General features: G+C 58.9%; 21 protein-coding genes. 6 read left to right on the top strand and 15 right to left on the bottom strand.

Annotated elements, in window-relative coordinates; all coding sequences use genetic code 11:
* Positions 1 to 268: 268 nt before the first annotated feature.
* The 3 genes from CKW19_RS19595 to CKW19_RS19585 all read right to left on the bottom strand — a co-directional run bounded on the left by CKW19_RS19595 (position 269) and on the right by CKW19_RS19585 (position 2895).
* On the bottom strand, positions 269 to 1006 hold the full coding sequence (locus CKW19_RS19595; protein WP_095059440.1) for an S-methyl-5'-thioinosine phosphorylase: 738 nt from the start codon (positions 1004 to 1006) through the stop codon (positions 269 to 271).
* A 12-nt stretch (positions 1007 to 1018) separates the two neighbouring features.
* On the bottom strand, positions 1019 to 2029 hold the full coding sequence (gene nagZ, locus CKW19_RS19590) for a beta-N-acetylhexosaminidase (protein ID WP_095059439.1): 1011 nt from the start codon (positions 2027 to 2029) through the stop codon (positions 1019 to 1021).
* Positions 2030 to 2187: 158 nt separating this feature from the next.
* Positions 2188 to 2895, bottom strand: coding sequence for a TetR/AcrR family transcriptional regulator (locus tag CKW19_RS19585; RefSeq protein WP_095059438.1), 708 nt, complete (start codon positions 2893 to 2895; stop codon positions 2188 to 2190).
* A gap of 229 nt (positions 2896 to 3124) precedes the next feature.
* Here CKW19_RS19585 and lexA point away from each other — a divergent pair, with 229 nt between their 5' ends.
* Positions 3125 to 3733: a transcriptional repressor LexA gene (gene lexA / locus CKW19_RS19580; RefSeq protein ID WP_007974043.1), complete on the top strand. Its 609-nt coding sequence runs from the start codon at positions 3125 to 3127 to the stop codon at positions 3731 to 3733.
* Between the two features lie 10 nt (positions 3734 to 3743).
* The gene (sulA, locus tag CKW19_RS19575; RefSeq protein ID WP_095059437.1) at positions 3744 to 4220 is read left to right on the top strand and encodes an SOS-induced cell division inhibitor SulA; all 477 of its coding nucleotides are present in this window, start codon (positions 3744 to 3746) and stop codon (positions 4218 to 4220) included.
* Between the two features lie 94 nt (positions 4221 to 4314).
* Here the strand turns inward: sulA and CKW19_RS19570 are convergent, their stop codons facing one another.
* The 7 genes from CKW19_RS19570 to CKW19_RS19540 all read right to left on the bottom strand — a co-directional run bounded on the left by CKW19_RS19570 (position 4315) and on the right by CKW19_RS19540 (position 12732).
* Entirely contained in the window at positions 4315 to 4548 is a 234-nt protein-coding gene (locus tag CKW19_RS19570; RefSeq protein ID WP_046041430.1) for a hypothetical protein, read from the bottom strand.
* Between the two features lie 94 nt (positions 4549 to 4642).
* Entirely contained in the window at positions 4643 to 5167 is a 525-nt protein-coding gene (locus CKW19_RS19565; RefSeq protein ID WP_095059436.1) for a DUF6586 family protein, read from the bottom strand.
* Between the two features lie 142 nt (positions 5168 to 5309).
* A complete protein-coding gene (gene topA, locus CKW19_RS19560; RefSeq protein WP_095059435.1) occupies positions 5310 to 7937 on the bottom strand; it encodes a type I DNA topoisomerase in 2628 nt (875 codons plus the stop codon).
* Positions 7938 to 8051: 114 nt separating this feature from the next.
* A complete protein-coding gene (locus CKW19_RS19555; RefSeq protein WP_095059434.1) occupies positions 8052 to 8288 on the bottom strand; it encodes a DUF1653 domain-containing protein in 237 nt (78 codons plus the stop codon).
* Between the two features lie 100 nt (positions 8289 to 8388).
* The gene (fadA, locus tag CKW19_RS19550) at positions 8389 to 9564 is read right to left on the bottom strand and encodes an acetyl-CoA C-acyltransferase FadA (protein ID WP_095059433.1); all 1176 of its coding nucleotides are present in this window, start codon (positions 9562 to 9564) and stop codon (positions 8389 to 8391) included.
* A 29-nt stretch (positions 9565 to 9593) separates the two neighbouring features.
* Positions 9594 to 11741: a fatty acid oxidation complex subunit alpha FadB gene (gene fadB, locus CKW19_RS19545; protein ID WP_095059432.1), complete on the bottom strand. Its 2148-nt coding sequence runs from the start codon at positions 11739 to 11741 to the stop codon at positions 9594 to 9596.
* A gap of 553 nt (positions 11742 to 12294) precedes the next feature.
* Positions 12295 to 12732 carry a hypothetical protein gene (locus CKW19_RS19540; protein ID WP_095059431.1) on the bottom strand — a complete coding sequence of 146 codons (438 nt, stop codon included), beginning with the start codon at positions 12730 to 12732 and terminating at the stop codon, positions 12295 to 12297.
* Between the two features lie 104 nt (positions 12733 to 12836).
* Here CKW19_RS19540 and CKW19_RS19535 point away from each other — a divergent pair, with 104 nt between their 5' ends.
* Positions 12837 to 13277: a universal stress protein gene (locus tag CKW19_RS19535; RefSeq protein ID WP_095059430.1), complete on the top strand. Its 441-nt coding sequence runs from the start codon at positions 12837 to 12839 to the stop codon at positions 13275 to 13277.
* Positions 13278 to 13447: 170 nt separating this feature from the next.
* Here the strand turns inward: CKW19_RS19535 and CKW19_RS19530 are convergent, their stop codons facing one another.
* On the bottom strand, positions 13448 to 15361 hold the full coding sequence (locus CKW19_RS19530; RefSeq protein WP_095059429.1) for an ATP-binding cassette domain-containing protein: 1914 nt from the start codon (positions 15359 to 15361) through the stop codon (positions 13448 to 13450).
* A gap of 213 nt (positions 15362 to 15574) precedes the next feature.
* Here CKW19_RS19530 and CKW19_RS19525 point away from each other — a divergent pair, with 213 nt between their 5' ends.
* Positions 15575 to 17503 (top strand): transglycosylase SLT domain-containing protein, encoded by a 1929-nt coding sequence (locus tag CKW19_RS19525; protein WP_095059428.1) that lies wholly within the window; start codon positions 15575 to 15577, stop codon positions 17501 to 17503.
* 111 nt (positions 17504 to 17614) lie between these two features.
* Here CKW19_RS19525 and CKW19_RS19520 read toward each other — a convergent pair whose 3' ends face one another.
* A complete protein-coding gene (locus tag CKW19_RS19520) occupies positions 17615 to 19402 on the bottom strand; it encodes an ABC transporter transmembrane domain-containing protein (RefSeq protein WP_177408838.1) in 1788 nt (595 codons plus the stop codon).
* Between the two features lie 247 nt (positions 19403 to 19649).
* On the opposite strand from CKW19_RS19520, the gene CKW19_RS19515 reads away from it, so the two are divergent.
* The gene (locus CKW19_RS19515; protein WP_095059427.1) at positions 19650 to 19829 is read left to right on the top strand and encodes a PA1571 family protein; all 180 of its coding nucleotides are present in this window, start codon (positions 19650 to 19652) and stop codon (positions 19827 to 19829) included.
* A 112-nt stretch (positions 19830 to 19941) separates the two neighbouring features.
* On the opposite strand, the gene pdxB is transcribed toward CKW19_RS19515, so the two are convergent.
* Positions 19942 to 21084: a 4-phosphoerythronate dehydrogenase PdxB gene (gene pdxB / locus CKW19_RS19510; RefSeq protein ID WP_095059426.1), complete on the bottom strand. Its 1143-nt coding sequence runs from the start codon at positions 21082 to 21084 to the stop codon at positions 19942 to 19944.
* Between the two features lie 241 nt (positions 21085 to 21325).
* Between pdxB and CKW19_RS19505 the strand changes: the two genes are divergently transcribed.
* Positions 21326 to 22675: an MATE family efflux transporter gene (locus CKW19_RS19505; protein ID WP_095059425.1), complete on the top strand. Its 1350-nt coding sequence runs from the start codon at positions 21326 to 21328 to the stop codon at positions 22673 to 22675.
* A gap of 47 nt (positions 22676 to 22722) precedes the next feature.
* Here the strand turns inward: CKW19_RS19505 and tusA are convergent, their stop codons facing one another.
* Both tusA and rlmM read right to left on the bottom strand, forming a co-directional pair.
* Positions 22723 to 22974: a sulfurtransferase TusA gene (gene tusA / locus CKW19_RS19500; RefSeq protein ID WP_095059424.1), complete on the bottom strand. Its 252-nt coding sequence runs from the start codon at positions 22972 to 22974 to the stop codon at positions 22723 to 22725.
* A 608-nt stretch (positions 22975 to 23582) separates the two neighbouring features.
* A complete protein-coding gene (gene rlmM / locus CKW19_RS19495) occupies positions 23583 to 24656 on the bottom strand; it encodes a 23S rRNA (cytidine(2498)-2'-O)-methyltransferase RlmM (protein WP_095059423.1) in 1074 nt (357 codons plus the stop codon).
* Positions 24657 to 24690: the final 34 nt, after the last annotated feature.

Here is a 24690-nt window from a genome sequence, read left to right as displayed (position 1 = left end):
CTGCGACCTGAAAGACCTGCTTGGCAAGATCGACCGCCACTGTCGTACAGGCCGACACATCGGTTGAAGACAGGGACTGTTTAAGCGTCGTATTCTTTTTCATGGACTCGCCCTCGCTGCCGTTGGCCTCTTAGACTGCCACCGTGGCGCATTGACGCCTCGGCGTGGGCGAGTCCATCCAATTACAGCGATTGCGTCCAGTGCAAAACTTGCGAACGCTACTGAACCTGTAGGAGCTGGCTTGCCAGCGAAGCGGTATCGAGTGAAATCAGCCCTTGAGCACCCGAGCCAACGTCGACTTCACCTTGCCCATGCCGTCATGCAGCGCCTGTTCGATCTCGGCCATGGTGATCACCGCCGTCGACTTGCCCGCCGCCGGGTTCACCACCAGCGCCAGACAGGCGTAATCCAGCTCCAGTTCACGAGCCAACGCCGCTTCCGGCATCCCGGTCATGCCGACGATGTCACAGCCATCACGCTCCAGACGTGCGATTTCGGCAACCGTCTCCAGGCGCGGTCCTTGAGTGCAGGCATAGACGCCATGACTGCTGTAGCCAACGCCTTCAGCCGCCAGCGCCGCAATCAATTGCTGACGCAGTGGCTCACTGTACGGATAGCTGAAATCGATGTGCGTGACCTGTTCCAGGTCATCGGCAAAATAGGTGTGCTGGCGACCGCTGGTGTAGTCGATCAACTGATGCGGCACGCAGAAATGCCCGGTGCCCATGGCAGCGTGAATCCCACCCACGGCGTTGACCGCGAGAATGGCTTCGGCACCCGCCTGTTTCAGCGCCCAGAGGTTGGCACGGTAGTTCACCTGATGCGGTGGAAAGCGGTGCGGATGGCCGTGACGTGCCAGGAACATCACTTCCTTGCCTGCGTACTCGCCGATCTGCACATCAGCCGACGGTGCACCGTAAGGCGTGTCCACCGCCAATGACTGACGAATGCTCAGGCCTTCGAGTTGAGTCAGGCCGGTACCACCAATAATCGCGTAAACCGTCATAACGAACAGTCCTTAATCAATCAATTGAGCTTCTTTGAGCGCGCCGACGGCCGCCAGCCAGCGCGGGTCCTGACGGTATTCGATATTGGCGAACGACTGGCCGCGCATCCGCGCGATGCGTGCAGAAGGCTTGACCTTCAAGCGTTGCGCGGCGCTCAGGGCCAATTCAGCAGCAGCGCGATCGTTGCACACCAGGCCCATGTCACAGCCGGCAGTCAACGCCGCTTCAATGCGGCTGGCGGCATCGCCGACCACCTGGGCGCCGGCCATGGACAGGTCATCGCTGAAAATCACCCCATCGAATTGCAGCTCGCCACGCAGGATGTCCTGCAACCAACGACGGGAAAAACCGGCAGGCTGGGAATCGACTTGCGGATAAATCACGTGAGCCGGCATGACGGCAGCCAGCTGCTTGCTCAATTTCGCGAATGGCACCAGGTCGTTGGCGCGGATTTCATCGAGACTACGCTCGTCGTTCGGGATCGCAACGTGGGAATCTACCTCGGCCCAGCCGTGACCGGGGAAGTGTTTTCCGGTGGCAGCCATACCGGCGGCATTCATGCCTCGGATAAATGCACCGGCCAGTTGAGCGGCGCGCTCAGGATTGCCTTCGAAAGAGCGAGTGCCAACGACGGCACTGCGCTGATAATCGAGGTCCAGCACCGGGGCGAAGCTGAGGTCCAGGCCCACGGCCAGCACTTCGGTGGCCATGATCCAGCCACATTGCTCAGCCAGGTACTCGGCATTGGGGTTATCGGCAATTGCACGCATGGCTGGCAACCGGACAAAACCTTGTCGCAGGCGCTGAACCCGCCCGCCCTCTTGATCCACGGCCAGCAGCAAGTCAGGACGAACGGCACGAATCGCCGCACTCAATTCACGCACTTGGCGCGGATGCTCAATATTGCGGGCGAAAATGATCAGGCCACCCACTTCGGGCTGGCGCAACAATTGGCGATCTTCAGCCGTCAGCCAGGTACCGGCGACGTCCACCATCAATGAGCCTTGCAGGCCAGCAGTCATAGAGATTCCTTGAAAACGATAAACCCGGCCCGCGCCAAATCGCCGCCGAGGGCAGTGCCCGGCAGATCGGCGATAGCAATGGGGAGCGGGTTCAGAACGAGAGTCGGCATGGGCGGCTAGCTTAACGGATGTCAGCTGCCGCGCCCACCCGTGCGCGGTTAAACCTTGGCGCCAACCGCGGGCGATTTGCTGCGCGGACGCAACTGAGCAGTGGCCATGGCTGCGTCAGTGACACCCGATTCGGCGCGCATGCCAGCGGCCAGGAACGGCACCATCAGACGCATGACTTGTTCAATGGATGTGTTAACACCGAAGTCGGTTTCGGCAATCGCGCGCAAGGCCTTGATACCGGACATGCTGAACGCGGCCGCACCCAGCATGAAGTGCACGCGCCAGAACAATTCGATCGGAGGAATACGCGGGGCGGCTTCGTTGACCAGCATCATGTAACGACGGAACACCTTGCCGTACATGTCTTCCAGATAACGACGCAAGTGTCCCTGGCTCTGACTGAAGGCCAGTCCCAGCAAACGCATGAAGATGGACAAGTCGTTGCCACTGCGCGGCTGAACCACCAGCGCCTGCTCGACGAGGATTTCAAGCAGCTCTTCGAGTGTCGGCTTGATTTCAGGCTTGGCCTGACGTCGCTCCAGCTCTTTATCGAGACTGATGCAGAACGGGCCAAGGAAGCGGGAGAAAACCGCCTGGATCAACGCCTTCTTCGAGCCGAAGTGATAGTTCACTGCCGCCAGATTGACACCGGCCTTGCTGGTGATCAAACGCAACGAGGTTTCAGCGAAACCTTTTTCCGCGAACAACTGCTCGGCTGCATCAAGAATGCGTTCAACGGTTTCCGACTGGGCCATGGCTACTCCGCCTGACAAACACTTGTTTGAAACATACGTTTCAGCCTGTGCCTTGTCAAGCTTGGCAGTCAGTTTCGGGAATGGTCGGTCAGACATTTAACCACACAACTGTGCAGCTTTAATCTACTGGTTGCCCGACCGTCCGGCGGTCAGCAAAAAATCGGGCATTGCCAAGAACGTTTCACTGTATATAATCCCAGTCACTGTATAAAAAGACAGAGCGATCAATATGCTAAAGCTGACGCCACGCCAAGCAGAGATTCTGGCCTTCATTAAACGATGCCTGGAAGACAACGGTTATCCGCCGACCCGCGCGGAAATCGCTCAGGAACTGGGCTTCAAGTCGCCCAACGCGGCTGAAGAACACCTCAAGGCGCTCGCCCGCAAAGGCGCGATCGAGATGACGCCCGGCGCGTCCCGCGGCATTCGCATCCCTGGCTTCGAAGCCAAAGCCGACGACTCCACCCTGCCCATCATTGGCCGAGTCGCAGCGGGCGCCCCGATTCTGGCGCAACAACACATCGAAGAGTCCTGCAACATCAATCCTGCCTTCTTCCATCCACGCGCTGATTACCTGCTGCGCGTCCATGGCATGAGCATGAAGGATGTCGGCATTTTCGATGGCGACCTGCTGGCGGTCCACACCACCCGTGAAGCCCGAAACGGCCAGATCGTGGTCGCACGGATCGGCGATGAAGTGACCGTCAAACGCTTCAAGCGTGACGGTAGCAAAGTCTGGCTGATTGCCGAAAACCCCGAGTTCGCCCCTATCGAAGTGAACCTTCAAGATCAGGAACTGGTGATCGAAGGCTTGAGCGTCGGCGTTATTCGCCGCTAACGGAGGCTCCATGCAGTTCCCACAGACACCACCACAGCAAGCCCAACTGCCACTGTTCGAGGCCTTCATGGCGCAGCCATTGGCGCCGATCCTCAAAGATGTGGTCGAGTCGCCCTGGAGCGTCGAACCGGAGGTTTTCAGCGAGCTGTCACTGCGTGGTGCAACCGGGAATTGCCTGAACCTGCTCGCACCGATTCTCAGGGAGCTGAGCCAGGACCAGGACGCACGCTGGCTGACACTGATCGCACCACCAGCCAGCCTGACTCAGGCCTGGTTGCGAGATGCAGGCCTAAACCGCGAACGCATTCTTTTGCTGCAGCCACGCGGCAGCCAGAGTGCACAGCAACTGACCTGCGAGGCATTGCGTCTGGGGCGTAGTCACACGGTTGTCAGCTGGCTCAATCCGCTGAGTGCCAGTTCACGGCAGCAGCTGATTGGCGCCGCCCGAACTGGCGATGCGCAAAGTCTGAATATTCGACTGGGTTAACGGACAAACCAGAGCGCGCCTTTAACAACGCGAGGCTTCTCCAAGGGCAGAGAAGCCGATGTGTAGCGATATCAGAAAAAACGACGGACGGGCATCAATGAAGAACCCGCGAGCCCTCTTCCTTGTCGAATTCGCCTTCAACCAGGCGACCTGCCATCTGAACACCCACGCTCAACATGGCCTTGGCGACTTCTACGTGCTGCCCTTGCAGAAACGCTTTGGCGTCCTCGGAGAAATCCAAAGTAACCAGAGAACCCTCGTCCTCGGCCCTGCGCAGCTCGATTCGGCCGTCTGGTAACTCGACAATTTCTAGAAAGGACGTTGGCATATAGGTGTGTTCTCCACGAAAGGCGGGGATTATATAGGCATCGCTCAGGCTTCGCTTGGGATCTTGACCAACTGCCACCCCGGAACTGTTTCCGTCAGCACTCGTTCAGACCTTCGCGAAAACGGATCGCCAACCCCTTCAGATTCTGACGCCAGCTCTCCAACTCCTCACGACTCAACTCTTGATCAACCTCTTCTTCGTCGAGGTTCACAGCCAGGATCAACGGCTGCGTCACATCGCCTTTAGGTTTGCGCGGCGCACGTGGCGGCTGGAAGAGTGCGGCATGGGCGGCCAGCAGTTTGGCTAGCCAGGTTTCGGGGTTATTGGCCAACTCGACCATCTCGGCCATTTCCGGAATGGCGATGGCTTCCAGGACTTCCCGAGTCAGCAACAACTCCGCACGAGGCGCGTTGGCCTGGGGCAAACGATAGAATCCGGCAATCTCGTGACACAACCCCAGCAGTGCACCGTAGAGGTGAAACAGCGCCGATTCGCGCCCAGCCTGAATCAACGCCAGGGAGTTCATTGCCCGCCCCTCTTCGGCTTTCGCGAGCGCTTCCAGCGAAAGACCGGCGAAATAAATCTTCTGATTGGTACGGGTATAGAGTTCATGGGCCATGACGGCAGCCTCCACAACGAAATAATGGCTTCACGCAGGTGGGACAGTGTCGTGGATCAGCCGATCCGACCGCAAGCACAAAACAAAAAGGCCGCATGAAAACCCGAGGGTTGTCATGCGGCCTTTTCAGTACCGCGACGCTTTACGCCTTCGCGGCTGGGCGCTTGTCTTCGACTTTCCACTTACCACCGTCGTAGAACGCTTTCCAGCCAGTCGGCTTACCGTCGACTTCGGTCTGCACGTATTGCTCCTTGGTCTTGCGGCTGTAACGGATGACCGCTGGCAGACCATCAGGATCTTTCTTCGGCGCTTCGCAGAGGAAATGGTACTTCGGATCGATCTCATCCTTGTGCGGGACGATTTCCAGCACCAGCGGAGCACGGGTTTCGCGGTTTTTCGGGAACTGGCTGGCCGCCAGGAACAGACCCGAAGCACCGTCGCGCAGGATGTAGGTGTCGTTGACCTTTTCGCATTTCAGCTCAGGCATCTTCACCGGATCCATCTTCGGCGGCGCCGCATCACCACTCTTCAAGAGTTTGCGGGTGTTCTTGCAGGTGGCATTGGTGCAACCGAAGAACTTGCCGAAACGGCCGGTCTTGAGCTGCATCTCGCTACCGCACTTGTCGCACTCAAGGCTCGGACCTTCATAGCCCTTGATGCGATAGGTGCCCTCTTCGATTTCGTAGCCATCGCAATCCGGGTTATTACCGCAGATGTGCAATTTGCGCTTTTCGTCGAGCAGGTAGGCGTCCATCGCCGTGGCGCAGATCGGGCAGCGATGCTTGCCACGCAGCACCAACGACTCCGACTCACCCTCGTCGTCCGCAGCGATTTCATCGCCCGGCACCAGGTTCACGGTGGCCTTGCAGCGCTCTTTCGGTGGCAGGCTGTAACCGGAGCAACCGAGGAACACGCCGGTCGATGCGGTACGAATCTGCATCGGACGACCGCACGTGGTGCACGGAATGTCGGTCATGACCGGCTGGTTGGCACGCATGCCGTTTTCCGGGTTTTCAGCCACTTCGAGTTTCTTCTTGAAGTCGCCGTAGAACTCGTCCAGCACGTTTTTCCAGTCGCGCTCGCCCTGGGCCACGTCATCGAGGTGTTCTTCCATGCCGGCGGTAAAGCCGTAGTCCATCAGGTTGGAGAAGCTCTCTGACAGACGCTCGGTGACGATGTCGCCCATCTTTTCCGAGTAGAAACGACGGTTATGCAGCGCAACGTAGCCACGGTCCTGGATGGTCGAAATGATTGCCGCGTAGGTCGAAGGACGACCGATGCCGCGTTTTTCCATTTCTTTTACCAGGCTGGCTTCCGAGTAGCGCGCCGGCGGCTTGGTGAAGTGCTGGGTCGGATCAAGCTTGATCAGCTTCATCGCGTCGCCCTGGGCCATGTCCGGCAGTACATCGTCATCGCCCGGCTTGGCGATTTGCGGCATGACACGGGTGTAACCGTCGAACTTGAGGATGCGGCCCTTGGCACGCAGCTCGAAGTCGCCAGCACCGACAGTGACCGTGGTCGACAGGTATTGCGCCGGCAGCATCTGGCAAGCGAGGAACTGGCGCCAGATCAGCTCGTAGAGACGCTCAGCGTCACGCTCCATGCCCGACAGTTTGCTTGGCTCGGTGTTGGCATCAGAAGGACGAATCGCTTCGTGAGCCTCCTGTGCGCCTTCCTTGCTGCTGTAGACGTTCGGGTTTTCCGGCAGGTACTTCTTGCCGAATTCGCCTTCAATATACGTACGCGCCATCGTTACGGCATCGACCGAGAGGTTGGTGGAGTCGGTACGCATATACGTGATGTAGCCCGCTTCGTACAAACGCTGGGCCATCATCATGGTTTTCTTCACACCGAAGCCCAGGCGGTTACTCGCGGCCTGCTGCAGGGTGGATGTGATGAACGGTGCCGACGGCTTGCTGCTGGTCGGTTTGTCTTCACGCTTGACGATGCTGTAGCTGGAAGCCTTGAGCTTCTCCAGCGCAGCCATGGCCTGGGTTTCGTTGAGCGGCTTGAAGGCTTCGCCCTTTTCGCGAGCCACATCGAAACGCACGGTCGCGCCTTTGGCGGTACCGAGGTCGGCGTGGACTTCCCAGTACTCTTCCGGGATGAACGCGCGAATTTCACGCTCACGCTCGACCACCAGCTTCACGGCAACCGATTGCACACGACCGGCGGACAGACCACGAGCGATCTTGGCCCACAGCAGCGGCGAAACCATGTAACCCACTACGCGGTCGAGAAAACGACGCGCCTGCTGGGCGTTGACACGATCGATGTCCAGCTCGCCTGGTTTCGAGAAGGCTTCTTGAATCGCCTTCTTGGTAATTTCGTTGAACACCACGCGCTTGTAGCGAGTGTCATCACCACCGATGGCTTCGCGCAGGTGCCAGGCAATGGCTTCCCCCTCGCGATCCAAGTCGGTTGCGAGATAGATGGTGTCAGCATCTTTGGCGAGCCGGCGCAGCTCTTCGATGACTTTTTCCTTGCCTGGGAGGATCTCGTACTTGGCTTTCCAGCCATGATCCGGATCGACACCCATGCGAGCGACCAGCTGCTTGCGCGCTTTCTCTTTCGGCGAGAGCACCGGACCTTCGCCCGCGGCAGCCTTGCCGCGCTTGGCGGCTGGCTCTTTGCTGGCGCTAGCCGAACCGCTGGTGGGCAGGTCTCGGATATGGCCGATACTCGACTTCACCACGTATTCGTTACCCAAATACTTGTTGATGGTCTTGGCCTTAGCCGGGGATTCCACAATGACCAGCGATTTGCCCATGGATCAGAAAATTCCTGAATTCGAGAAGTGAAAGGCGATTGGCGCCTGACGCGGCACCGCTATATATAGTGGCAACAAGGTGAGGTCAAGCGCAGGGTTTTGCGCGCACTCAGCTTATGGCTTGTTAAAAAGGCTTTCTTCGGCCTGCACCAACGCAAAGCGTGGCACCTGTTCGCCGTCAACTTCGACAGACTCCAGGAACATGCTCAAGGGACGCACCCAAAAGCCGTAATCGCCATACAGGGCTTGGTAGAAGACCACTTCTTCTTCGGTTTCCGAATGCCGCGCAATGCTGAAAACGCGGTACTGCGGACCTTTGTAATGTTGGTAGAGCCCAGGTTGTATCGGCATGGTTTGGCCCTCACTCAAATTTTTTCAAAAAAAAAACAAAAATAAATCCGGAAAAACAAAAAACCGGGGCACTTGGCCCCGGCTTCCATCAACGAAACGATTAAACGCGTTCGAAGACGGTGGAGATGCCTTGGCCGAGACCAATGCACATGGTGGCTACCCCGAAGGTGCCGCCATTTTGCTTCATCACATTGAGCAAAGTGCCGGAGATACGCGCACCGGAGCAACCGAACGGGTGGCCCAGGGCGATCGCGCCGCCGTGCAGGTTAACCTTCTCGTTCATCTTGTCGAGCACTTTCAGATCTTTCAGCACTGGCAGGGCCTGTGCGGCGAAAGCTTCGTTAAGCTCAAAGAAGTCGATGTCGGAGATGCCGAGACCCGCGCGCTTCAGTGCTTTTTGTGTGGCCGGTACTGGACCATAGCCCATGATCGCCGGATCCACACCTGCCACTGCCATCGAACGAATCACCGCCAAAGGCTGAATGCCCAGGTCTTGTGCACGCTGCGCCGACATCACGATCATGCACGAAGCACCATCGGTGATCTGCGACGAAGTACCCGCTGTCACGGTGCCGCCCTTTGGATTGAATGCCGGCTTCAGAGCCGCCAGGCTTTCCAGGGTGGTTTCCGGACGAATGGTTTCGTCGTAGTCGAAGGTTTTCAGGAAACCGTTCTCGTCGTAGCCCTGCATCGGGATGATTTCGTCTTTGAACTTGCCTTCCAGGGTCGCCTTGTGGGCGAGTTGGTGGGAGCGCACGCCGAAAGCGTCCTGTTGTTCGCGAGTGATGCCGTGCATTTTGCCCAGCATTTCAGCGGTCAGGCCCATCATGCCCGAGGCTTTCGCCGCGTACAGGGACATGTGCGGGTTCGGATCGACACCGTGCATCATGCTCACGTGGCCCATGTGCTCGACGCCGCCGACAACGAACACGTCACCGTTGCCGGTCATGATCGCTTGCGCAGCGGTGTGCAGTGCGCTCATGGACGAGCCACACAGACGGCTGACGGTCTGGCCGGCCGAGGTGTGCGGGATCTGGGTCATCAGCGACGCCATGCGCGCGATGTTCCAGCCCTGCTCCAGGGTCTGGTTAACGCAGCCCCAGATCACGTCTTCGACTTCGCTCGGGTCAACCTTGACGTTGCGTTCCAGCAATTTGCTGATCAGGTGCGCCGACATGTCTTCGGCGCGGGTGTTGCGGTGCATGCCGCCCTTGGAGCGGCCCATCGGAGTACGACCGAAGTCGACAATCACGACGTCTCTAGGATTCAAGCTCATAAGTTCACTCTCACTCTAGTTGGGGGCGCTTAACCGAAGAAGCTCTGGCCGTTTTTGGCCATTTCGCGCAGCTTCGCGGTCGGGTGGTACAGCGCGCCCAAATCAGCGTACTGGTCAGCCAGGGCAACGAACTCTGCAACACCGAGCGAGTCGATGTAGCGCAGCGCACCGCCACGGAATGGAGGGAAACCAATACCGTAGACCAGACCCATGTCGGCTTCGGCAGCGGTTTCGACAATGCCGTCTTCCAGGCAACGCACGGTTTCCAGGCACAGCGGGATCATCATCCAGTTGATGATGTCTTCGTCGGTGACTTCGCGCTGCTCGTAAACGATCGGCTTGAGCACTTCCAGCACCGAAGGATCGGCGACTTTCTTCTGCTTGCCGCGCTTGTCGGTCTCGTAGGCGTAGAAGCCCTTGCCGTTCTTCTGGCCCAGGCGCTTGGCTTCGTAGAGCACGTCAACGGCCGAGCGACGGTCGTCCTTCATGCGATCCGGGAAGCCTTCAGCCATTACGTCACGACCGTGGTGGCCGGTGTCGATGCCGACCACGTCCATCAGGTACGCCGGGCCCATCGGCCAGCCGAATTTTTCCATGATCTTGTCGATGCGGACGAAGTCCACACCGGCGCTGACCAGCTTGGCGAAACCGCCGAAGTACGGGAACAGAACGCGGTTGACCAGGAAGCCCGGGCAGTCGTTGACGACGATCGGGTTCTTGCCCATTTTCTTGGCGTAGGCAACGGTGGTGGCAACCGCCAGTTCGCTGGACTTCTCGCCACGGATCACTTCAACCAGCGGCATCATGTGCACCGGGTTGAAGAAGTGCATGCCGACGAAGTTTTCCGGACGTTTGAGAGCCTTGGCCAGCAAGGTGATGGAAATGGTCGAGGTGTTGGACGCGAGGATGGTGTCCTCTTTGACCTTGTCTTCGACTTCGGCCAGCACAGCTTGCTTGACCTTAGGGTTCTCGACGACCGCTTCAACCACCAGGTCCACGTGACCGAAATCGCCGTAGGACAAGGTAGGACGAATGCCGTTGAGCACTTCTGCCATTTTCGCAGCCGTCATGCGGCCCTTTTCAACGCGGCCAACCAGCAGTTTGGCGGCTTCGGCCAGACCCTGCTCGATACCGTGCTCGTTGATGTCCTTCATCAGGATCGGCGTGCCTTTGGAAGCCGACTGATAGGCGATACCGCCACCCATGATGCCCGCGCCCAATACGGCAGCCTGCTTCACGTCCTTGGCGATTTCGTCGTAGGCCTTGGCCTTTTTCTTCAGCTCCTGATCGTTCAGGAACAGACCGACCAGGCTCTGCGCGGCAGAGGTCTTGGCCAGTTTCACGAAACCGGCAGCTTCGATTTCCAGTGCCTTGTCGCGACCGAAGTTCGCGGCTTTCTGGATGGTCTTGATCGCTTCAACCGGCGCCGGGTAGTTCGGGCCGGCCTGACCAGCGACGAAACCTTTGGCAGTTTCGAAAGCCATCATTTGTTCGATGGCGTTCAGCTTCAGCTTTTCCAGCTTAGGCTGACGCTTGGCCTTGTAGTCGAACTCGCCGGAGATGGCGCGCTTGACCAGTTCCAGTGCAGCTTCTTGCAGCTTCTCAGGCGCCACGACCGCATCGACAGCGCCGACTTTCAGCGCGTCTTCAGCACGGTTTTCCTTGCCGGCGGCAATCCATTCGATGGCATTGTCGGCACCGATCAGGCGCGGCAGACGCACGGTACCGCCGAAGCCCGGGTAGATGCCCAGCTTGACTTCCGGCAGACCGATCTTGGCCAGGGTGGACATGACGCGGTAATCCGCGGCCAGGCACATTTCCAGACCGCCACCCAACGCGATGCCATTGATGGCAGCCACGGTCGGAACGTTGAGGTCTTCGAAATCGCTGAAAATCTTGTTGGCTTCGAGGTTGCCAGCAACAAGCTCTGCATCCGGCAGCTTGAAGTTGTCGACAAATTCGGTGATGTCGGCGCCGACGATGAACACGTCCTTGCCACTGCTGACGATCACGCCCTTGATCGAAGCATCTGCCTTGATGGTGTCCACGGCCTGACGCAGTTCGTTCAGGGTTAGACGGTTGAACTTGTTGACGGACTCACCCTTGAGGTCGAACTTCAGTTCGACAATGCCACTTTCAAGAGCCTTAACCGTGATGGCTTTACCTTCGTAAATCATCAACTGATCTCCACGATATGGAAGCTGAACAGTACACGTCGGACATAGGTAAACGGCTTGGCAGGGACGTTAAACGTCGATGCTACGCCCATTTACCCGACACACCCGCCAACGCGATAGTCGGGATTCTGTAGGAGCGGTCTGAAATACAAACGCTCAATTCATACGCCCGTTTGATTTGGGTACGTCACCTTCACGGAATTTCCGACAATTGTCAATCGCCCAAAACACGGGACGAAACACGACTTTCCAGTCATTTCCGTACTGCGAAGACCTTAAACACGCATGAGCATGCGAAATCATTCATAGGATCAATCATTAGAAAAGTCGCCCTAATTCCCTGCAGCCTGTGTTTAACAAGCTATGCTGGGGAACCAAAGGAAAAATGTGAACGCTGTTGGCGAATGCCCAGCGCAAGATCAGCCCACACCGTTTTACCGGCCTGCCTGGCCAATCCAGCCCGATGATTTTGTCGGGCTTTTTATTGCCTGATGATTTTTTACTGCTTACCCCTGCAGGAGCTGCCGCAGGCTGCTCCTACAGGTGCGCGGTGTCAGGCTAGTGCTTTTAGGGTGGCGTCGATTTGTTGCAAAACCTCGGCTTCGCCCTTCTCGCCCCAATACAGGGCAATCATTTGTTTGTCCGCCTCGACTTTGTAGACATTGCCTGGCAATTTTTCGAAATGATTGAGCAGCGCCTGATCTTCACAGACTTCCTGCCACTGATTGACCCACACACCCGGTGATTTTTGCCAGTAGATCCAGCAAGCTGGCTGACGGCCACGACGCGGCCGATGGTACTGGGCGCAAGGGCTCGGCGGCTCCTGACTGAGCCAGTGCGGCCAGTCCTGGGGCGCCAATTGCATGGCCAGACCAATGCGCCTGGCCTCCATGCGCAGGGCGATACGCCCGCTCTGTACCCGCGACGGACGCAACCATGCCAGCGGACTTAGCACCACCAACAGGATTGACACCACTATCCAGACCGTCATATCTGTACTCCCGATTCTTGATGAGCGCATTCAGTCACTTTGAATCCAATGCGCTTGAAACCAGCCATACTTACCCATATTGCAATCCTCAGGAGGAGCACCTCATGCCCTACAACCATATTCTGGTCGCTGTAGATCTGACCGAAGAGTGCGACCCTGTGATTCACCGCGCTCGCGAACTGTCGGTGAGCAACGGTGCAACGTTGTCGCTGGTGCACATTGTCGAGCCCATGGCCATGGCCTTTGGTGGCGACGTGCCGATGGATCTGTCGCAACTGCAACAACAACAGTTCGATCAGGCCAAGGAGCGCCTTGACCGGTTAATCCTGAAGTACCCGGAGCTGTCCAGGGAGTACAGCCACCTGACCTACGGCCAGCCGCGCCAGGAGATTCACCATCTGGCCAAGGAACAGACCTGCGACCTGATCGTGGTGGGCAGCCATGGTCGCCACGGCCTTGCACTTCTGCTGGGCTCAACGGCCAATGACGTGCTGCATGGCGCGCCTTGCGATGTGCTGGCGGTACGCCTGCAAAACAAATCCTGACAATCGATCCTGTAGGAGCCGGCTTGCTGGCGATATAGGCGCCGCGGTTCAGCATGTGAACCGAGTCATCGCCTATCGCCAGCAAGCCGGCCCCTACAGTAGGTTGTGTTGCCAATGAAAAGCCCGGCCCTCATCACTGAGCGCCGGGCTTTTTTTTGTTACCGAATCAATCAGGCATCCAGCTCGGCCCAACGCTCGACCATTACCTCGAGCTCAGCCTGCAACTGCGCCAACTGAGCAATCACTGCCGCGGTTTCGGCCGCAGGGCGCAGGTAGAAACCCGCATCCGCCATTTGCGCTTCGACCGCAGCGATCTGTTGCTCCATCGCTTCGATCTCGCCCGGCAATGCTTCCAGCTCACGCTGCAACTTGTAGCTGAGCTTTTTCTTTGCAACCGGTGCTTCGACGGCTTCCGGCGCAGGCTCTGCCTTCACTACCGCAGAGTTCAAGTCGGCCTTGCCGGACTTGCTCTCGGTCACGCCCAGCAGACGCGGCGAACCGCCCTGACGCAGCCAGTCCTGATAGCCACCGACGTATTCGCGAACCTTGCCTTCACCTTCGAAGACCAGCGTGCTGGTGACCACGTTGTCGAGGAATGCCCGGTCGTGGCTGACCATCAGTACGGTGCCGTTGAAGGTCAGCAAGACCTCTTCGAGCAATTCCAGGGTTTCGACGTCGAGGTCGTTGGTCGGTTCGTCGAGGACCAGCAGGTTCGCCGGCTTGCTGAACAGCTTGGCCAGCAACAGACGGGCACGCTCACCACCGGACAGCGCCTTGACCGGCGTGCGGGCACGCTGCGGGCTGAACAGGAAGTCGCCGAGGTAGCTCAGCACGTGACGGCTCTGGCCGTCGATGTCGATGAAGTCGCGACCTTCGGCGACGTTGTCGATCACGGTCTTTTCCAGGTCCAGCTGATGGCGCAACTGGTCGAAGTAGGCAACGTCGATCCTGGTGCCCTCTTCCACCTTGCCGCTGGTCGGTTGCAGGCCGCTGAGCATCAGCTTCAGCAACGTGGTCTTGCCGGTACCGTTGGCGCCCAGCAGACCGATGCGGTCGCCGCGCTGCAACACCATCGAGAAATCCTTGATCAGGAACGGGCCGCCCGGGTGAGCGAAGCTCACGTTCTCGAGCACCATCACCTGCTTGCCGGACTTGTCAGCGGTATCCAGCTGGATGTTGGCCTTGCCGGTGCGCTCACGACGCTCGCTGCGTTCGACACGCAGGGCTTTCAGGGCACGGACACGACCTTCGTTACGGGTACGGCGGGCCTTGATGCCCTGGCGAATCCACACTTCTTCCTGGGCCAGACGCTTGTCGAACAGCGCGTTGGCCGTGGCTTCAGCAGCAAGTTCAGCTTCTTTATGCACGAGGAAACTGGCGTAGTCGCCGTTCCAGTCGATCAGGCCGCCGCGATCCAGTTCGAGGATGCGGGTCGCGAGGTTTTGCAGGAACGAACGGTCGTGCGTGATGAACAGCACGGCGCCCTGGAAATCCTTCAGCGCTTCTTCGAGCCAGGCGATGGCACCGATGTCCAGGTGGTTGGTCGGCTCGTCGAGCAGCAGCAGGTCCGGCTCGGAAACCAGGGCCTGAGCCAGCAGGACGCGGCGACGCCAGCCGCCGGACAATTCGGCGAGAGTCTTGTCGGCCGGCAGTTGCAGGCGGCTCAACGTGCTGTCGACCAGCGTTTGCAAGCGCCAGCCATCACGGGATTCGAGGTCGTGCTGGACGTGCATCAACTTGTCCAGATCGGCATCGGTGACGATGTTCTGGCTCAGGTGGTGATACTCGGCGAGCAGCGCGCCGACGCCGTCCAGGCCTTCGGCCACCACGTCGAACACTGTCCGCTCGTCGGCCACCGGCAATTCTTGCGGCAATTCGCCAATCTTGAGGCCGGGTGCACGCCAAACGGAGCCGTCATCCGGCTTCTGGTCGCCCTTGACGAGCTTCATCATGCTGGACTTGCCAGTGCCGTTGCGGCCGATGATGCACACCCGCTCTCCACGGGCGATCTGCCAGGACACCTTGTCCAACAACGGCATAGCGCCGAAAGCAAGGGACACATCGCTGAATTTGAGCAGGGTCATGAGCTTCTCCAAAAACCGGGCGCGCATTCTACCTGACTTGAGGCTTCAGAAGGCCGGCTATTTCACTCTCGTAGCACTCTGAATGACAAATGTTGCGAACTGATGCAGACAGACCCGCAAAGCTTTCGCCGGCTGCTGGCAAAAGGCTAAGCTACAGATAATTCAGTGCGGGCCCGACCCGCACTTGTCATGTTTTCTCTGCCTGGACGTCTCATGCGCAGTCGCCTTTTCAATCTATTGTCCTGTTTTTTACTCACAGCCACTGCGATTCAATCCGCCCAGGCGGTGGACCTGTCCACCCAACGCCAGTATTACGATGAAGCCAAGCGCGCCTTGGCCAAGGGTGATACCGGGCCGTACTTCCGGTACAGCCAGGCGCTCGCCGATTATCCGCTGGAACCCTATCTGGCCTACGACGAACTGACCGCACGCCTGAAAACCGCAAGCAACGCCGAAATCGAGAAGTTCCTTGCCGAGCATGGCGACCTGCCACAAGCGAACTGGATGAAACTGCGCTGGTTACGCTGGCTGGCCGACCGCGGCGACTGGGCGACCTTCGTCAAGTACTACGATCCGAAAATGAATTTCACCGAACTGGATTGCCTGAATGCGCAATACCAGATCAGCCACAATCTCAAATCCGAAGGTTACGCCAACGCCAACAAGCTCTGGCTGACGGGCAAATCCCAGCCGGAAGCCTGTGACTCGCTGTTCAGCATGTGGGCCGCCGAGGGGCAACTGACCGAGCAAAAACGCTGGGAACGCGTCAAGCTTGCCGCCCAGGCGCGCAACTATCCGCTGGCCAACAGCCTGGTCAACGGCCTCTCCACCCTCACCCCACGCGGTCGCTTGCTGATCGACGTGGCGCAGAAACCGGAACTGCTCAACCAACCATCGCGATTCACGCCAGCCGATGAAGCCATGGCCGACGTGGTCAGCCTCGGCCTGCGTCGCCTGGCCCGTCAGGACCCGGACAAGGCGATGAACCTGCTCGACGGGTACGCCAGCAGCATGCATTTCTCTCGGGATGAAAAAGTCGCGATCGCCCGTGAAATAGGGTTGACCCTCGCCAAACGTTTCGACGGTCGCGCCCTGAACGTCATGACCAAGTACGACCCGGAACTGCGCGACAACACCGTGTCCGAATGGCGCTTGCGTCTGCTTCTGCGCCTGGCGCATTGGGACGATGCCTATCAATTGACCCGCCGCGTGCCACAAGAACTGGCCACTACCAATCGCTGGCGCTACTGGCAGGCCCGCAGCCTGGAACTGGCGCAACCGCAGAACCCGGAAGCCCAGACCCTCTATCGGGCCGTGGCTCGCGAGCGTGACTTCTATGGCTTCCTCGCTGCGGATCGCTCGCAGTCCCCGTACTCGCTGAACAACAAACCGCTGGTGATGAGCCAGGCACTGATCAACAAAGTGCGTAATACCCCCGGTATACGTCGCGCCCTGGAGTTCCACGCTCGCGGGCAAGTCGTCGACGGTCGCCGCGAGTGGTACCACGTCAGCCGCCACTTCAGCCGTGACGAGATGGTTGCCCAGGCGAAACTGGCTTACGACCTGAAATGGTATTTCCCGGCCATTCGCACCATCAGCCAGGCGCAATACTGGGACGATCTGGATATCCGTTTCCCGATGGCCCACCGCAACACACTGGTGCGTGAAGCGAAGAGTCGCGGCCTGCATCCGAGCTGGGCGTTCGCCATCACTCGCCAGGAAAGCGCCTTCATGGAAGATGCCCGCTCCGGGGTCGGCGCCTCGGGCCTGATGCAACTGATGCCCGCCACCGCCAAGGAAACCGCCCGCAAGTTCAGCATTCCCTACAGCTCGCCACAGCAGCTGTTCAACCCGGACAAGAACATCCAGCTCGGCGCCGCGTACCTGAGCCAGGTGCACAGCCAGTTCAACGGCAACCGCGTCCTCGCCTCCGCCGCCTACAACGCCGGCCCGGGCCGCGTGCGCCAATGGCTGCGCGGGGCCGATCACTTGAGTTTCGACGTGTGGGTGGAAAGCATCCCGTTCGACGAAACCCGTCAGTACGTGCAAAACGTGCTGTCGTATTCGGTGATCTATGGTGAGAAGCTCAACTTGCCGCAACCGATCGTGGATTGGCACGAGCGGTATTTTGATGATCAATAATCGGTAATGCCGGTTACAAAAAATGCCCACATCAATCGATGTGGGCATTTTTTATTGGATGGCAATGAAGCGAAGATCAAAAGATCGCAGCCTCGTTTCTCTCGACAGCTCCTACAGGTGGAGATCCAATTCTGTCTTATCGTTGTTGAACTGCAACGCCGCCAACCGCGCATACAGCGCATTACTGGCGATGAGCTCCTGATGCGTGCCCACAGCCACCAGTTTTCCTTGATCCATCACTGCAATGCGGTCGGCGTTTTTTACCGTGGCCAGGCGATGGGCGATGACCAGGGTGGTGCGGTTTTTCATCAAGCTTGGCAAGGCTTGCTGGATCAGGTGTTCGCTCTGGGCATCGAGGGCGCTGGTGGCTTCATCGAGCAACAGAATGGGTGCATCGACCAACAGCGCCCGTGCGATGGCGAGTCGTTGGCGCTGGCCGCCGGACAAACCGAGCCCGCCATCACCCAGGTGGGTCTGATAACCGTTGGGCATGGCCTCGATAAAGTCGTGCGCATAGGCAATTTTTGCCGCGTTCTGAACCTCGGCCAAGGTTGCCGACGGGTTGCCGTAGCGGATGTTCTCTTCGATGCTGCCGAAAAACAGCGCCGGGGTTTGCGAGACCAAGGCGAAACAACGACGCAAGTCCAATGGATCAAGCTGTGTGAGGGGCACGCCATCGAGCAAAATACGCCCGTGAGCCGGGTCGTAAAAACGCAGCAGCAGGTCATACACCGTCGATTTGCCGGCACCGGACGGCCCGACCAAAGCAAGGGTTTCACCGGCGTTGATCGTCAGACTCAAGCCATCGACGGCATAACTTTCGGGTCGCGACGGGTACGAAAAACGCACATCCTGCAGGATCAAGTCGCCCTTCACGCGCTCGGGCAAGCTCACCAGATCGGTGGCTGGTGGCTGGATGATGTTTTCCGAGCGCAGCAACTCGGCAATCCGCTCCGCCGCCCCGGCCGCGCGCTGTAACTCGCCGATCACTTCACTCAAGGTACCGAACGCGCTGCCGACGATCAGGCTGTAAAAGACAAACGCCGCCAGCTCACCCGCCGAAATTCGCCCGGCAATGACATCCATGCCACCCACCCAGAGCATCACCCCGACCGCGCCCAGTACCAACACAATCACCAGGGTGATCAGCCAGGCCCGCTGAAAAATGCGTTTACGTGCCGTGTCGAATGCCTCTTCCACAGTCACGGCGAAACGACGTTCGTCCTGAGCCTGATGGTTATAGGCCTGTACGGTTTTGATCTGACCGAGGGTTTCGGAAACATAGCTGCCGATGTCGGCAATCCGATCCTGACTCAGTCGCGACAGATTGCGCACACGGCGACCGAAAATCAGGATCGGCGCGATCACCAATGGCAAGGTCACCACCACGATACTGGTGAGTTTGGGGTTGGTGATAAACAGCAGAACGATCCCGCCGATGACCATCAACAGATTGCGCAAAAACAGCGACAGTGAAGAACCGATGACCGATTGCAGCAGCGTGGTATCGGCGGTCAATCGTGACTGGATCTCGGAGCTGCGGTTGTCTTCGTAGAACCCCGGATGCAGGTAAATCAGATGGTTGAACACCTGCCGACGAATGTCGGCGACACAGCGCTCGCCGATCCACGACACCAGGTAAAAACGCGCAAACGTGCCGACCGCCAGCCCCATCACCAAGAGCATGAACAAACCGATGGACTGGTTGAGCAGATGTGGCGACTGGGTCATGAACCCTTGATCCACCAACAATCGAATGCCCTGCCCCATGGACAGGGTGATGCCCGCGGTCACGATCAATGCGAGCAACGCACCGAACGCGTGCCATCGATACGGCACGATGAAACGACTGGCCAGGCGAATTGCACGGCGGTGACGGGCAGAGAGCATCGCAATCATCCAGAACATTGAGTCAAGGGTTTCAGCCTACACCGCGCCATTGAAAGCGCTGCGTAAATCACAATGAGTGAGGTTAATTATGTCGACAGCGACTAGAGCCTAGATGCTATTGGTCTAAAGTTCGGGTAGCCATCCGAGGGCATTTCTGGTGGACTGGCTCTACCGTCCGGAAGATCGTCGCAGGTTGTCACAGCCCGGTCACCTGGCGGTTCTACAGTCACTAAACAACCTGATGAGGAGACAGGCCATGTCCTTGCAAAACAGCAGCGATGACAAGATTCAAGTGATCCGCACGCAGCCAGACCAGTCCCTGGGTTGCTCGATTATTGATGAAAATGGCCGCGAAGTACCGATCACTGAAGAAATGATCCAGCAAGCATGCAGCGAACTGGAAAAGCGATTGGTCAAGCCTGCCGAACAACAGTGATATAGCCACCGTCTTCTTGGCCCGGCCCTAGTTGGCCGGGTTTTTTATGTCTTTTACTCAGGACTGTGGCGCCCTTCGCAAGCCTGCTCGCGAAGGGCGCCACCACGGTCGATCAGATTGCCGTTGCCCCCAACGCCGCCACAATCCGCTGCAACACCGGCGCATCCCCTTCGATCCGCACCTGTAATCCATCGATCTCACGGCGCGACGGATAATTCTTGCGCAGCCTATCGAACGCCGCACGCTGCTCGGTGACACTGCCTACAAGGCTGCGGCGGAAATCTGCATCGTCGCGGCGCGGGTCGTACACGCCACGGCACAGCATCGCCAACGTCCAGGCCGGATCGCTTTGTGCATTCAAGGTCACGTGTGACAACCACGGTGCCGGCAGCAAATCACTCAAGCTGACCTGGGCCGGTTGCCCGAGGAAGTCACAATACGCCTGGTAGATCTGCGCCGTGCCACGTTGCTTGCCATCGAGGCTGTAACCGGCAATGTGCGGCGTCGCCAGCACACACAGTTCGGCCAGCGCGACATCGACCTCGGGCTCGCCTTCCCAGACATCGAGCACCGCTTGCAGGTCTTCGCGCTCCAGCAACACATCGCGCAAGGCGGAGTTGTGCACCACCGGACCGCGACTGGCGTTGATCAGCCATGCACCCTGGCGGAGTCGCTTCAAACGTTCTTCATCGAACAGATGCCAGGTCGATTGCGAGCCTTGCTTGGTCAATGGCGTATGCAGGCTGATCACATCGCATTCGGCGACGATCTGTTCCAGGCTGACAAAATCGCCGCCTTCCGCAGCTTGCCGAGGCGGGTCGCAGACCAGCACTTTCCAGCCAAGACCTTGCAGGACCTTGACCAGTCGCCCGCCCACCTCACCGGCGCCGACCACGCCATAAGTACGCTGGGTCAGGTCGACGCCTTCGATTTCGGCCAGGGTCAGCAGGCTGCCGAGCACGTAGTCAACCACACCGCGGGCATTGCACCCCGGGGCGCTGGACCACGTGATGCCGGCCTGATCAAAGTACTTCAGATCCAGATGATCGGTGCCAATGGTGCATGTGCCGACAAAACGCACCTTGCTGCCTTCCAGTAACGCGCGGTTGACGTTGGTCACCGAACGCACCAGCAGCACATCGGCCTGCTCGACGGTAGCGCGGTCGATCGAACGCCCCGGCACTCGGCGGATTTCACCGAAACCTTCAAAAAACGCATCGAGCAGGGGGATATTTTCGTCGGCAACAATCAGCATGGCAGGCTCCTTTGGCGGACCGGCAGTGTAGGCGTAGATGGCCATACTGAGCCAGTGAGCATTGCACATCCCTCGCCACAGAAACCGGGTTTACAAATCCGCAACACGGGTCTTTTCCTGACCGCCGCGTCAACGCGTAGAATGCGCGCCTGTGCATCAACACTTTTTGGACGTTTCGCCATTGAATCCTGCAACTCAAAACACCATCACCCTTGATACCCCGCGCACGACGCCCGTACGCATGGAGCTCAAAGGCCTGCTCAGCCTGGCTCTGCCGATCATGATTGCGCAACTGGCCACCACGGCCATGGGCTTCGTCGATGCCGTGATGGCCGGCCGCGTCAGCCCGCGGGACCTTGCCTCGGTGGCGCTGGGCAACTCGATCTGGATTCCGGTCTACCTGTTGATGTCTGGCGTTCTGCTGGCCACTACACCCAAGGTCGCGCAACGCTTTGGCGCCGGTCACCTTGACGAGATCGGCCCACTGGTGCGCCAGGCATTGTGGCTCGCCCTGTGTGTCGGTTTGATCGGCAGCGGCCTGCTGCTCGCCGCCGAACCGATCCTGCACTGGATGAAAGTCGATCCGCAGTTGATCGAACCGAGCATGGGTTACCTGCACGGGATCGCCTTTGGCTTGCCGGGCATGGCGTTCTATTACGTATTGCGCTGCTACAGCGATGGCATGGGTCGCACCCGCCCGAGCATGGTCATTGGCTTGTGCGGGCTATTGCTGAACATCCCGCTGAACTACACGCTGATCTATGGCCATTTCGGCGCACCGGCCCTGGGTGGCGTCGGGTGCGGCTGGGCCAGTGGCATCGTGATGTGGTTCATGGCGTTGAGCATGGCGGCTTGGACCTTCTGGGCTCCTTTTTATGCACGCACGCGTGTGCTGGTGCGCTTCGACCGTCCGAAGTGGGCCGTGATCAAGCGCTTGATCAGCATTGGCCTGCCGATCGGTATTGCAGTCTTCGCCGAGTCCAGCATCTTCGCGGTCATCGCCCTGCTGATCGGCAGCCTCGGCTCGACCGTGGTGGCTGGGCATCAAATTGCCCTGAACATCAGCTCGCTGCTGTTCATGATTCCTTACTCGCTGGGCATGGCGGTGACCGTGCGGGTCGGTCAGGCACTGGGGGCCGGAAATCCGTATCAGGCGCGCTTCGCAGCGAAAGTCGGGCTCGGCGCGGCACTGGTGTTCGCGGCCTTCTCGGCGGCCCTGATTCTGCTCCTGCGCGAACAAATCGCCTCGATCTACACGCCTGACAGGGCCGTGATCCAGATTGCGTCGATGTTGATTGTATATGCCGCGCTGTACCAGTTTTCCGATGCCATCCAGGTGATTTGCGCGGGCGCGCTACGTGGCTATCAGGACACTCGGGTGACGATGATCCTGACACTGTTCGCGTATTGGGGCATCGGCCTGCCAGTCGGCTACGTGCTGGGACTGACCGATTTGTTCGGTCCGGCGAGTGGCCCGAACGGGCTGTGGGAAGGGTTGATTGCCGGCCTGAGTTGCGCGGCGCTGATGCTGTCGATTCGACTGACGCGCAGTGCGCGCAAACGAATTCGACTTAGCCACTCGGCGGGGTGATCGCACAGACAAAAAGACCTGCTTTCGCAGGTCTTTTTTTGTTTGCGTCAAACGGACTTCTTGCGGATCCAGTACAGATAGGTGCCTGCCTCTTCGTGCTGCCCCACCAGTTCATGGTCGAGAAACACGCAGAACTTGGGAATGTCGCGACGGGTCGACGGGTCAGTGGCGATCACCTTGAGCAGGCCGCCAGGCACCAGGTCACGGATGTGCTGGTGCAGCATCATCACCGGTTCCGGGCAGTTGAGGCCAGTGGCATCGAGGGTGCCGTCTACCGGCGTATCAAGCATTTCACTCATGATTAACTCCTGAAACTGTCCAGCATTGTCGCGCATTGCCGGGTACTCGGTCATCTCTGGCGTAACGCCAGCTTTTTTAGGAGCCGGCTTGCCAGCGAAGGCGTACTGTCAGGCACCACGCTGCCAAATGTGCCGCCGCCTTCGCCAGCAAGCCGGCTCCTACAGATCATTCATCGTCCGTCGACTCATCGTTGAACGGAACTTCACCTTCTTCTGTAGGAGCTGGCTTGCCAGCGAAGGCGTACTGTCAGGCACCACGCTGTCAAATGTGCCGCCGCCTTCGCCAGCAAGCCGGCTCCTACAGATCATTCATCGTCCGTCGACTCATCGTTGAACGGAACTTCACCTTCTTCTGTAGGAGCTGGCTTGCCAGCGAAGGCGTTCTGTCAGGCACCGCCCTGTCAAATGTGCCGCCGCCTTCGCCAGCAAGCCGGCTCCTACAGGTTATGCATTGTCCGTCGACTCATCGTTGAACGGAACTTCACCTTCTTCTGTAGGAGCTGGCTTGCCAGCGAAGGCGTACTGTCAGGTACGCCCTGCCAAATGTGCCGCCGCCTTCGCCAGCAAGCCGGCTCCTACAGGTTATGCATTGTCCGTCGACTCATCGTTCAGCGGGATTTCGGTTTCTTCACATCCAGCCGGCGCAGGTGACAGGTCACTTCTTCGCGGTCGTGGTACAGCTGCTTGCAACCGATCTCGACCCGAATGCCCCGCGCCTTGAAGCCGTCGGCAATCCGCTCCAGCAAGCGTTTGACCTCGGCATAGCGCTGCTTCATCGGCAGCTTGAGGTTGACCACCGCTTCGCGGCAATGCCCGTCGCCGATCCACTCTTCGAGCATGGCGGCGTTGCGCGCCGGTTTCTCGACGATGTCGCAGACCATCCAGTCCACCGGCTGCTTGGGCTTGAAGGTGAAACCGTCGGCCATCAAGTGCTGTACAAGGCCGGTGTCCATCAGGCTTTCGGCCATCGGACCGTTATCAATGGCAGTGACCAGCATGCCGCGGTTGACCAATTGCCAGGTCCAGCCACCCGGCGCAGCACCGAGGTCGACGCCCGTCATGTCACCGTGCAGGCGCTCGTCCCACTGGTCACGCGGGATGAAGTGGTGCCACGCCTCTTCCAGCTTGAGCGTCGAACGGCTCGGCGCCTCGCGAGGAAACTTCAAACGGGGAATGCCCATCGGCCACATCGCCGAGTTGTTCGACTCCGCCAGCCCCATGAACACTTCACGACCGCTTTTGAACGTCAGCAACAAACGCGGCTTGTGTGCGTCTTCCACCAGTTTGCCGGCGGCCATCAGCGCTTTGCGCAAGTGCACTTCGAATTTTTTGCAGAAGTTCGACAGCTCTTTGCCATCGTTGGTGTCGACCATCTCCAGCCACAGGCTGCCGCACAGCGGAAAGTCGGCCATGTGCGCGAGGATCACGCTGATACGGTCGGTTTCCGGCAGATCGATGAAAATTCCCCGGGCCCACTGGCGCGGGAAGATCAGATCGGCGAAACGCTGACCACGCATCAGGCGCTCGGCACCGTCTTCTTCGGTGCAGACAAATTCGGCGCAGGCGCTGGCAGTCTTGGCCTTGGCATAACCGGCCACGTTCAAACGCGCGGCGAGGTCGGAAATCTCGGAACAGACTTCACCTTCGAAGCCTGGTCGGCAATGCATAAAAAGGGTGTTCATTCTTACTCCTGGGCAATGGCGACCAATTTCAGCC

Source organism: Pseudomonas sp. Irchel s3f7 (assembly GCF_900187615.1).
In the GTDB taxonomy this organism is placed as follows: domain Bacteria; phylum Pseudomonadota; class Gammaproteobacteria; order Pseudomonadales; family Pseudomonadaceae; genus Aquipseudomonas.
Note: the sequence above shows the minus strand (reverse complement) of the source record. Positions and strands in the feature narration are given on the sequence as shown.

Excerpts from the sequence above, each read along its gene's own strand:
- lexA (WP_007974043.1), top strand. The coding sequence starts at position 3,125 with ATGCTAAAGCTGACGCCACGCCAAGCAGAGATTCTGGCCTTCATTAAA.
- CKW19_RS19540 (WP_095059431.1), bottom strand. The coding sequence starts at position 12,732 with ATGACGGTCTGGATAGTGGTGTCAATCCTGTTGGTGGTGCTAAGTCCG.
- rlmM (WP_095059423.1), bottom strand. The coding sequence starts at position 24,656 with ATGAACACCCTTTTTATGCATTGCCGACCAGGCTTCGAAGGTGAAGTC.
- pdxB (WP_095059426.1), bottom strand. The coding sequence starts at position 21,084 with ATGCTGATTGTTGCCGACGAAAATATCCCCCTGCTCGATGCGTTTTTT.
- CKW19_RS19530 (WP_095059429.1), bottom strand. The coding sequence starts at position 15,361 with ATGACCCTGCTCAAATTCAGCGATGTGTCCCTTGCTTTCGGCGCTATG.
- CKW19_RS19525 (WP_095059428.1), top strand. The coding sequence starts at position 15,575 with ATGCGCAGTCGCCTTTTCAATCTATTGTCCTGTTTTTTACTCACAGCC.
- sulA (WP_095059437.1), top strand. The coding sequence starts at position 3,744 with ATGCAGTTCCCACAGACACCACCACAGCAAGCCCAACTGCCACTGTTC.
- tusA (WP_095059424.1), bottom strand. The coding sequence starts at position 22,974 with ATGAGTGAAATGCTTGATACGCCGGTAGACGGCACCCTCGATGCCACT.
- fadA (WP_095059433.1), bottom strand. The coding sequence starts at position 9,564 with ATGAGCTTGAATCCTAGAGACGTCGTGATTGTCGACTTCGGTCGTACT.
- CKW19_RS19585 (WP_095059438.1), bottom strand. The coding sequence starts at position 2,895 with ATGGCCCAGTCGGAAACCGTTGAACGCATTCTTGATGCAGCCGAGCAG.
- CKW19_RS19595 (WP_095059440.1), bottom strand. The coding sequence starts at position 1,006 with ATGACGGTTTACGCGATTATTGGTGGTACCGGCCTGACTCAACTCGAA.
- CKW19_RS19535 (WP_095059430.1), top strand. The coding sequence starts at position 12,837 with ATGCCCTACAACCATATTCTGGTCGCTGTAGATCTGACCGAAGAGTGC.
- CKW19_RS19555 (WP_095059434.1), bottom strand. The coding sequence starts at position 8,288 with ATGCCGATACAACCTGGGCTCTACCAACATTACAAAGGTCCGCAGTAC.
- CKW19_RS19515 (WP_095059427.1), top strand. The coding sequence starts at position 19,650 with ATGTCCTTGCAAAACAGCAGCGATGACAAGATTCAAGTGATCCGCACG.
- CKW19_RS19505 (WP_095059425.1), top strand. The coding sequence starts at position 21,326 with ATGGAGCTCAAAGGCCTGCTCAGCCTGGCTCTGCCGATCATGATTGCG.
- topA (WP_095059435.1), bottom strand. The coding sequence starts at position 7,937 with ATGGGCAAATCGCTGGTCATTGTGGAATCCCCGGCTAAGGCCAAGACC.
- nagZ (WP_095059439.1), bottom strand. The coding sequence starts at position 2,029 with ATGACTGCTGGCCTGCAAGGCTCATTGATGGTGGACGTCGCCGGTACC.
- fadB (WP_095059432.1), bottom strand. The coding sequence starts at position 11,741 with ATGATTTACGAAGGTAAAGCCATCACGGTTAAGGCTCTTGAAAGTGGC.
- CKW19_RS19565 (WP_095059436.1), bottom strand. The coding sequence starts at position 5,167 with ATGGCCCATGAACTCTATACCCGTACCAATCAGAAGATTTATTTCGCC.
- CKW19_RS19520 (WP_177408838.1), bottom strand. The coding sequence starts at position 19,402 with ATGATTGCGATGCTCTCTGCCCGTCACCGCCGTGCAATTCGCCTGGCC.
- CKW19_RS19570 (WP_046041430.1), bottom strand. The coding sequence starts at position 4,548 with ATGCCAACGTCCTTTCTAGAAATTGTCGAGTTACCAGACGGCCGAATC.